An 8,774-nucleotide genomic window follows, 5' to 3' on the forward strand; every position below is an offset into this window, starting at 1 on the left:
ATATATTATCTATTGTATATTTACTCTTCCATTAGATCTATAACACGATCATAACCCCATTTCTCTTCTGCATCTTCGTCAGAAGTAAATGTATTCTGCCAATTAAAGTTATGAATTTCTATTCTTCTCGAAGCGGTTCCATTCCATTCTACAGTGAAACCTGCATCTGAAAATGCTGCTACTATTTTATTACCAATTAAAATAGCTTCTTTATCATTTTTTTCTTTTTCTCCATAGAATCCTATACAAAGCGTTCCACTTTCTATAACTCTTTCCAAATCTTGTCCATGATAATAACAATATCCAATTGGTTTTATTCCTTGATCCTCAAGATCCTTCCATACATCCTGTACATCATAGATAGCATCCGATTCAGTATATCCGGCATTATGTAGAGCTACTATCTTTTCTTTACGTAGAGTATCAAATACTGTCAGCAATTTTTCCGTATCGGTCGGATGTTGCCAAGTCTTACTTTCAGACTCATTTTTTGCGTATTCCCGCTCTAGGATTTCTTTTACCCATTCTTCGGTAATCTCACTTTGCCATCCTTCATCCTCCACTGCTTCAAGCGCATCGTTAATAATATCTTCTAGAGATTCAAATCCTGATTTTATACTAATAAGGAAATGATCGTAGAGATATTTCTCATTTTCTGTCATAGTCTAAAAGTTGAAAAAAATTATATTATCTTAGTTTCTTATTAATCCAGTCGCATTATATTAGCGCCCAACTGGTTAAGGCGAGCATCTATATTTTGATACCCACGGTCTATTTGTTCTATATTATGAATTGTACTTTTCCCCTCTGCACACATTGCTGCAATAAGAAGAGCTATCCCTGCACGTATATCCGGTGAAGTCATTACCGTAGCACGCATAGGGCGCTTGCCTGTACCAATCACAGTAGCGCGGTGAGGATCGCAAAGGATAATTTGGGCACCCATATCTATAAGTTTATCGACAAAGAATAGGCGGCTCTCAAACATCTTCTGATGTATAAGCACACTTCCTTTAGCTTGCGTAGCTACTACCAACAATACACTTATCAGGTCCGGAGTTAATCCCGGCCAAGGTGCATCGGCAATAGTGAGAATAGATCCGTCAATAAATGTGTCTATTGTATACTCCTGTTGTGCAGGTATATATATATCATCTCCCCTTCGCTCTAATTGTATCCCTAAGCGACAGAAAGTATCAGGAATAATACCCAAATCATCATAAGCTACATTTTTTATAGTAAGTTCTGATGCTGTCATGGCGGCCATCCCAATAAAGCTACCAATTTCTATCATATCCGGCAAAATACGGTGTTTGCCTCCGCCGAGAGAGCTTACCCCTTCGATACGTAAAAGATTTGAACCCACTCCTGTAATTTTAGCGCCCATCTGATTCAGCATTTTACTTAGTTGCTGTATGTATGGTTCGCATGCTGCATTATAGATAGTAGTTTCGCCTTCTGCCAATACGGCAGCCATAAGAATATTAGCAGTACCAGTCACCGAAGCTTCATCTAGTAACATATAGGTTCCTACTAACTTATCTGCAGTAATATTATATATCTGCTGTGCATCGTCATAAATAAACTCTGCACCCAGCTTTTGTATTCCTATAAAGTGGGTATCGAGACGGCGACGGCCTATCTTATCTCCTCCGGGCTTTGGCAGCATGGCTTTACCGAATCGTGCAACCAATGGTCCGATAATCATTACAGAGCCTCGTAAAGATGCACTTTTTTTCATAAACTCAGGAGTTTGCAAATAATCTATATTTACATTTTCCGCTTTGAACGACCACGCATCTTCTCCCACCCGACGGGTTTGCACACCCATTTCGCCAAGTAAAGCAATCAGATTATTTACATCCAATATATCCGGAATATTCTCTATAACAACTTCTTCGGGTGTAAGTAAAACAGCACATATGACCTGTAATGCTTCGTTTTTTGCTCCCTGAGGAGTAATGTCTCCACTGAGGCGGCAGCCCCCTTCTATGATAAATGATGCCATAATCTTTGTTTTATCAGTTATAAGTTTTCATTTACATGCAAGATATAAAAGTTACTTTATTTTATACCCTGTTTATTAAAATATTCTTACTTCCGGTTCTAATTCTATATTAAATGTATCCTTTACCGCTCCTTGTATTTCACGCATAAAACGAACAATATCGTTTCCATCCGAGGAGCCGTAATTAACAACAATAAGAGGTTGGTTGGGATAAGTACCTATATCACCTACTCTTATACCTTTATAACCCGCCTTATCTATTAGGAAGGCGGCTGATGTTTTCATCGAGCCATCTTTTTGTAAATAAGCCGGTAATTCAGGATATGACTTTAGAATCTTATCTGCATGTTCTTTAGTAATGCATGGATTCTTGAAAAAACTACCCGCATTAGGCAATATCTTTTCATCAGGTAATTTCCGCTGACGAATACGTATGACCGCATCGCGTACATCCTGAATAGTAGGCTCTGCAATATCCTCCAGCTCTTTATTTAAATCAAAATATTTAGGAGTATAGACAAATGTACGCTTCAAATGGAAAACCACTGAAATTACAAAATATTTATTCGTACGTTTAAATATACTATCTCGATATGCAAACTCACATTCGGCATTCGAAAAAGAAACAACTTCGCCCGACTCCATATCAATAGCCACAACTTCGCGAATCACGTCTTTTACCTCCACTCCATAAGCACCAATATTCTGAATAGGAGCGGCGCCTACAGTACCGGGTATAAGAGACAGATTCTCTAGACCCACGAATCCTCGTTCTACACAATAAGCTACAAGTTCGTCCCAGTTTTCGGAAGCACTTACTTCAATGAATATATCCTCGTCCTCTTCTTCTTCATCGGAGATTTCTCGAAGACCTCTCAAATTAGGATGAATGACAAGTCCATCAAAGTCTTTTGTAAAGAAAAGGTTACAGCCTCCTCCTATAATCAGCTTTTTATCGTTGGGGAACTCTTTCAAGCACTCACGCAGTTCTTCTACGTTTTTGGGCTGGCAAAATATTTTTGCCTTCGCTTCAGTTTTAAATGAATTGTAATCTTTTAATGAGGTTTGCCTATAATAGTCCATTTCAGGGGTAATTGGTTCAACATACGTCTGGCTTATCCACGCTTTCGCTTAAACCAAACAAACAATATGGCCAAAACAGCCAAGATACCGGCCACAATAAGAATTGTTTGCCAGTGAATCATAACAAATTTAATAATAAAAATAAGAGCAACTACGGCAATAACAATACCAACAATTTGAATTGTTCTCCGAATATGAAGCTTCCGGTTTGCAGCAAGTTCCTCTTCTTCATAATTATTACTTTCCTCCATAAATGTAATTGGAGGCATATTCTCAGATTGTTCCGAGCTCAAAATATCTTCTACAATAGTATCCGGTTCTAATTCGTCCTTCGTATCAATATCTAAATTTGATTCCTCTGCATCCAAAGAAACACCCGATTCAGCCTGAATTTCACTTGCATCTTCGGAACGAACATCCTCATAGGATACATATCCGCTTTCCGATACCTCTTCTGCAGAGATTCCTAATTCTTCATAATCTATATCTTCCGGTGTATATACTTGTTCATCTTCCGTATTCACTCTTTCCATCAGAAAATCATCCGCATCAAAAATATTTTCTGTATCATCGGGCAGATTAATTGCAACATCATCCTCTTTAGGCATCATTCTGTTAATAGTAGCTGTTTCTGCATCTGCCAGACGGATTATCGTATCTACCCGAGAAGAAGCAACTTTTGTATCAAAGTCGCCAGATTCAACCATTTTGATCAGCTCATCCTCAATAGCCGGATATTTTTTCATAAGAGTCTGGCAAGCATTCGCAAAATCGCGAAATCGTTGAATCCTATCTAATTTTGCTTTTACTTCATCTCCACTGCCTATCGATAAGTCTAGAATTTTATCAACCAGAATTGCCTTTAAACGTTCCATAACAACTTATCTATTACTATACATTTGTTCGTAATATTTCATATAATCGCCCGATGTCACTTCTTCGACCCACGATTGATTATCAAGATACCAATAGATAGTCTTTACGATACCATTATCAAAGGATGTTTCTGGCAACCAACCTAACTCTTTTGATATTTTTGCAGGATCGATAGCATAACGCTGGTCATGTCCCTGACGATCTTTTACAAAAGAAATCAGATCCTCATTTATCCAACTAATATCTATACTTCCATCAGGCAAAAGCTCTCTTTTTTTCAATACTTCACGGTATTTTGGTTCTTTATCCATTATATCGTGTATTGTTTTTATCACAAGCTTTACTATGTCGATATTCTTTTTTTCGTTATGTCCGCCTATATTATAAACTTCATCTACACGCCCATAATGTAATACTGCATCTATAGCTTTGCAATGATCTACAACATACAACCAATCTCGCACATTACTACCATCTCCATATACCGGCAGAGGTTGCCCAGCCAATATATTGCGAATAATAAGGGGAATCAGTTTTTCAGGGAAATGATATGGACCATAATTATTCGAACAACGAGTTATATTTACAGGCATCTTGTAGGTCTCACCATAAGCACGTACAATAAGATCTCCTCCTGCTTTTCCGGCACTGTAAGGAGAACGTGGATCGAGCGGTGTTGTTTCTACAAAGAAACCTTCATCACCTAACGAACCATAAACCTCATCAGTAGATACTTGTAAAAATTTCACTCCTTCACGCCATATCGGATAGTTATTATCATCTTTTCCTACGGTCCAGTATTTTTTTGCAGTATCAAGTAGATTTTGTGTTCCCAACACATTTACCTGTAAAAAGAGTTGAGGATTCTCTATACTTCTGTCTACATGGCTTTCAGCTGCAAAATTGACCACGAAATCAATTTGATAATCTGAAAATAATCTTTCAGTTGTATCTCTATCGCATATATCTCCCTTAATAAATACAACCCGAGGATTTTTTAATTCTTCGCTCAACGTACCTAAGTTACCTGCATATGTAAGAGCATCGAATACGACCAACTTCGCATCGGGATGTGTGGCTAACATATGCTTCACAAAATTTGAGCCGATAAAACCAGCCCCGCCTGTGATTAAATAATTCATTTATTTAACTGAATGTTTTTTAATTATATTATTCGCAAAAATAAGAAAAAAACGAGACTAAAAAACATCTCTCACCCAATATATATTTTAATTTATATCAAATCTGCAGAATCTCTATTTTTTGTAATAAAATCAAACAACTATTAAATAGATTTGTATAAAGAAACTCTTTTCGCATTTTTATATTATGTATATCGAACAACATTATAAATCATCGTAGAACACCATGTCAAAAAAAAGCAAGATATTTTCCTCTATACTCAAAAGTAATAGAAAAGCAATAAGTTACTTCTACTATAAATATATTTTCCTTATCATTATATTTGGATGTATACTTACAGGAATTATTTTTTACAAACTGGATGCTCACATTATTTTGTTCGGAGACACACCATCTGCATTAGGCGAATATGTAAAAACTGTTGCAACTGGACTTGGTGGAGCTCTGGTAATCCTAGGGCTATGGATTAACAATAGACGAGTGGCCGAACAAACACGACAGAATAACATTGCTGAAAAAGGACAAATTAACACACGGTTTAAAGATGCAGCTACTCTATTAGGTAGTGGAAATGTAAGTTCTGTCATATCCGGTATTTACGCCTTGCATCAGATAGCATTGGAATCATCAGAGGAAGATGATATACAAAGAAGATATGTAAATATAATACATGATATACTTTGTACATATGTGAGAGAAAACACAGACACAATAATAAACGAAGACACAGGAAAGGAATGGCGTGTAAACAGTGAACCTACAATTGTTATACAAACCATCATGAAGGTATTATTTAAAAATAATGAATTTATTTACAGCGATTATATGACCGACTTATCAAATTGTGTTTTCGAAGATATCGATTTTGACAATGCTCATTTTTCGAATGTGGATTTTACAAAAACAAAGTTTATCAGATCTACGGCTCAGAACTGCAGTTTTACATCATGCTATATGGAAAATAGCTTTATGGATGGAATGGATTTTTCTGATACTAGTTTCGATAAAGTAATTTTCGATTCGTCACATATAAAAAATACCTCCTTTGTTTCTGCAACACTCAAAGAATGTGACTTCTGGAATACTATTATTTTCAATAGCAATTTTGACAACACCAGATTGAATAATGTAGATTTCAAAGATTGCATTTTTGAAGGAGATATCACTTTTAACAACACTATCCTAGAAAAATACACATTGGAAGAAATTCGGACAAAATCTGATATTTTGACCAAATTAACAAACAATATTTAAGTCAAATAATACATTTCGTAACTTTTTTAAACAAAAAGACAACACCCTTAAATACTTTTTCGTACATTTGCACTTTCCATAAATCAAAATCCGTAAATTAAGATGAAAGTAGAACAAGTATTAGAAGATCTAAAGCGTAGATTCCCAAACGAGCCTGAATATCATCAAGCAGTACATGAAGTACTGGAGTCCATTGAAGAAGTTTACAACAAACATCCTGAATTTGAAAAAGCTAATCTGATAGAAAGATTATGCATTCCTGATCGTATTTTTTCATTCCGTGTAACATGGACCGATGACAAAGGAAATACACACACAAATATGGGATATAGAGTACAACACTCAAATGCTATTGGCCCATATAAAGGAGGTATCCGTTTGCACGCTTCGGTAAACCCTTCCATACTAAAGTTCTTAGCATTTGAACAGACTTTTAAAAATTCACTTACAACCCTACCTATGGGTGGTGGAAAAGGAGGATCGGACTTCAATCCAAAAGGCAAATCAAATGCTGAAATTATGCGTTTCTGTCAGGCGTTCGTTACTGAGCTATGGAGACATATTGGCCCGGACACTGACGTTCCGGCGGGTGATATTGGTGTAGGCGGACGTGAAGTTGGCTATATGTTCGGAATGTACAAAAAACTTGCCCGTGAATTTACCGGAACATTTACCGGAAAAGGTTTAACATTTGGAGGTTCATTAATTCGTCCTGAAGCAACCGGATACGGGAATGTATATTTCCTTTTGGAGATGCTAAAAACAAAAAATATAGACATAAAAGGCAAGAAATGTTTGATTTCAGGTTCGGGAAATGTGGCTCAATACACCTGTGAGAAACTGATAGAACTAGGAGCAATACCTGTATCTTTATCGGATTCGAGTGGTTACATCTACGATCCTGAAGGTATAACATTGGAAAAACTAGAATATGTAAAAGAGCTAAAAGAACTTTACAGAGGCCGTATCAGTGAATACGCTGACACCTACGGCTGCAAATATGTACCTGGCGCTCGCCCTTGGGGAGAAAAAGCTGATATAGCCCTACCTTCTGCTACTCAGAATGAATTAAATGGCGAAGACGCAAAGCAACTTGTTGCCAATGGAGTTATAGCTGTTTCGGAAGGAGCAAACATGCCATCCACACCAGAAGCCATAGCTGTATTTCAAGCTGCAAAAATACTTTATGCTCCCGGAAAAGCAGCAAACGCTGGTGGCGTATCTGTTTCAGGACTAGAAATGACTCAAAACTCAGAAAGATTGAGCTGGTCTTCAGAAGAAGTAGACGGAAAATTGAAATGGATTATGCAAAATATCCACGAAAATTGTGTCAAATATGGTACTGAAGCCGATGGATATGTCAACTACGTAAAAGGTGCAAATATCGCAGGATTTATGAAAGTCGCCAAAGCTGTAATGGCCCAAGGAATAATATAAAAAAAACAAAGCTCTTAAAAGATACGGCTATCTCTAAAAGGTAGCCGTTATTTATTCTGTAAAAATCAAACTTTCCACCTTCGACAATCTGTTATACAGCTCTTCAAATCGGGCTTTTCGGATCTCTAAGGTCATGAGACAATCCATATCGTAGCTTTGATTTAAAATTAAAGGTTCTAAATCCTTAACAATCTTCATCACATCATTCATAAATGGATACTCGAAACTAAAAGACACCTGACAATCTACTGTTTTTTCTATGATCTCTGATTCGGCAATAACCTCTGCAGCTGCCTCTCGATATGCAACAATCAGCCCGCTCGTACCAAGCTTGATACCTCCAAAGTAGCGTATAACAGCAACAAGAATATTTGTTAATTCGTTCGAATTTATCTGTCCTAAAATGGGCTTTCCCGCTGTTCCAGAAGGCTCACCATCATCATTCGATCTAAACTCTGCCCTCTCAGCACCAAGCATATATGCCCAACAAACATGACGCGAATCGTAATATTCCTTACGAAGCCTATCTATCTCTATCTTTACATCCTCTACAGATTGAACAGGAATAGCGTAAGCTATAAACTTACTTCTTTTCTCGGTATAAGTAGACTTTGATATATTTGCTATTGTTTTGAAAACATCTTCCATATAGCACAAAGATAATAGTTTTATACTTAATGGATTTGAGCTTAAAATGGATTTACAACTTTTATCTATAAAAATTCGATCCGGCCATTCTACACTACAAGAATAGAAAGCACAGATATTCTGTAAAATAGGAATGGTTGTCTCACGACAACCAATCTTCACTCCTAACCATAAATCTAATACCATGAAAAATACTTTACAAAAGTAACGAACAATTATCAAAACATCAAACCATATGATAGTTAATTTTAATATTTAACATTATTATGAAATATAAATAAGTATTTTTGCGTTTATATAATAGATATAAACGAATAATATAACC

Annotated in this window: 8 protein-coding genes; 2 read left to right on the forward strand and 6 right to left on the reverse strand. The window is 36.5% G+C overall.

Features of this window, described 5'->3' with window-relative positions:
* Nucleotides 1-20: 20 nt before the first annotated feature.
* The 5 genes from JGH11_RS17995 to rfbB all read right to left on the reverse strand — a co-directional run bounded on the left by JGH11_RS17995 (nt 21) and on the right by rfbB (nt 5,109).
* A complete protein-coding gene (locus tag JGH11_RS17995) occupies nt 21-662 on the reverse strand; it encodes a hypothetical protein (protein WP_201114102.1) in 642 nt (213 codons plus the stop codon).
* Nucleotides 663-703: 41 nt separating this feature from the next.
* A complete protein-coding gene (murA, locus tag JGH11_RS18000) occupies nt 704-2,008 on the reverse strand; it encodes a UDP-N-acetylglucosamine 1-carboxyvinyltransferase (RefSeq protein WP_201114103.1) in 1,305 nt (434 codons plus the stop codon).
* 75 nt (nt 2,009-2,083) lie between these two features.
* Nucleotides 2,084-3,091 (reverse strand): UDP-N-acetylmuramate dehydrogenase, encoded by a 1,008-nt coding sequence (gene murB, locus JGH11_RS18005; protein WP_201114104.1) that lies wholly within the window; start codon nt 3,089-3,091, stop codon nt 2,084-2,086.
* Nucleotides 3,092-3,123: 32 nt separating this feature from the next.
* Nucleotides 3,124-3,966 carry a hypothetical protein gene (locus JGH11_RS18010; RefSeq protein ID WP_201114105.1) on the reverse strand — a complete coding sequence of 281 codons (843 nt, stop codon included), beginning with the start codon at nt 3,964-3,966 and terminating at the stop codon, nt 3,124-3,126.
* Nucleotides 3,967-3,972: 6 nt separating this feature from the next.
* On the reverse strand, nt 3,973-5,109 hold the full coding sequence (rfbB, locus tag JGH11_RS18015; RefSeq protein ID WP_201114106.1) for a dTDP-glucose 4,6-dehydratase: 1,137 nt from the start codon (nt 5,107-5,109) through the stop codon (nt 3,973-3,975).
* Nucleotides 5,110-5,335: 226 nt separating this feature from the next.
* Here rfbB and JGH11_RS18020 point away from each other — a divergent pair, with 226 nt between their 5' ends.
* Nucleotides 5,336-6,364 (forward strand): pentapeptide repeat-containing protein, encoded by a 1,029-nt coding sequence (locus JGH11_RS18020; protein ID WP_201114107.1) that lies wholly within the window; start codon nt 5,336-5,338, stop codon nt 6,362-6,364.
* A gap of 102 nt (nt 6,365-6,466) precedes the next feature.
* On the forward strand, nt 6,467-7,801 hold the full coding sequence (locus JGH11_RS18025; RefSeq protein WP_201114109.1) for an NADP-specific glutamate dehydrogenase: 1,335 nt from the start codon (nt 6,467-6,469) through the stop codon (nt 7,799-7,801).
* A 51-nt stretch (nt 7,802-7,852) separates the two neighbouring features.
* Here JGH11_RS18025 and JGH11_RS18030 read toward each other — a convergent pair whose 3' ends face one another.
* Nucleotides 7,853-8,449, reverse strand: a complete 597-nt coding sequence (locus tag JGH11_RS18030) for a YigZ family protein (protein ID WP_201114111.1) — start codon at nt 8,447-8,449, stop codon at nt 7,853-7,855.
* Nucleotides 8,450-8,774: the final 325 nt, after the last annotated feature.

It is taken from the genome of Dysgonomonas sp. Marseille-P4677 (assembly GCF_016652235.1).
Classification (GTDB): Bacteria; Bacteroidota; Bacteroidia; order Bacteroidales; family Dysgonomonadaceae; genus Dysgonomonas.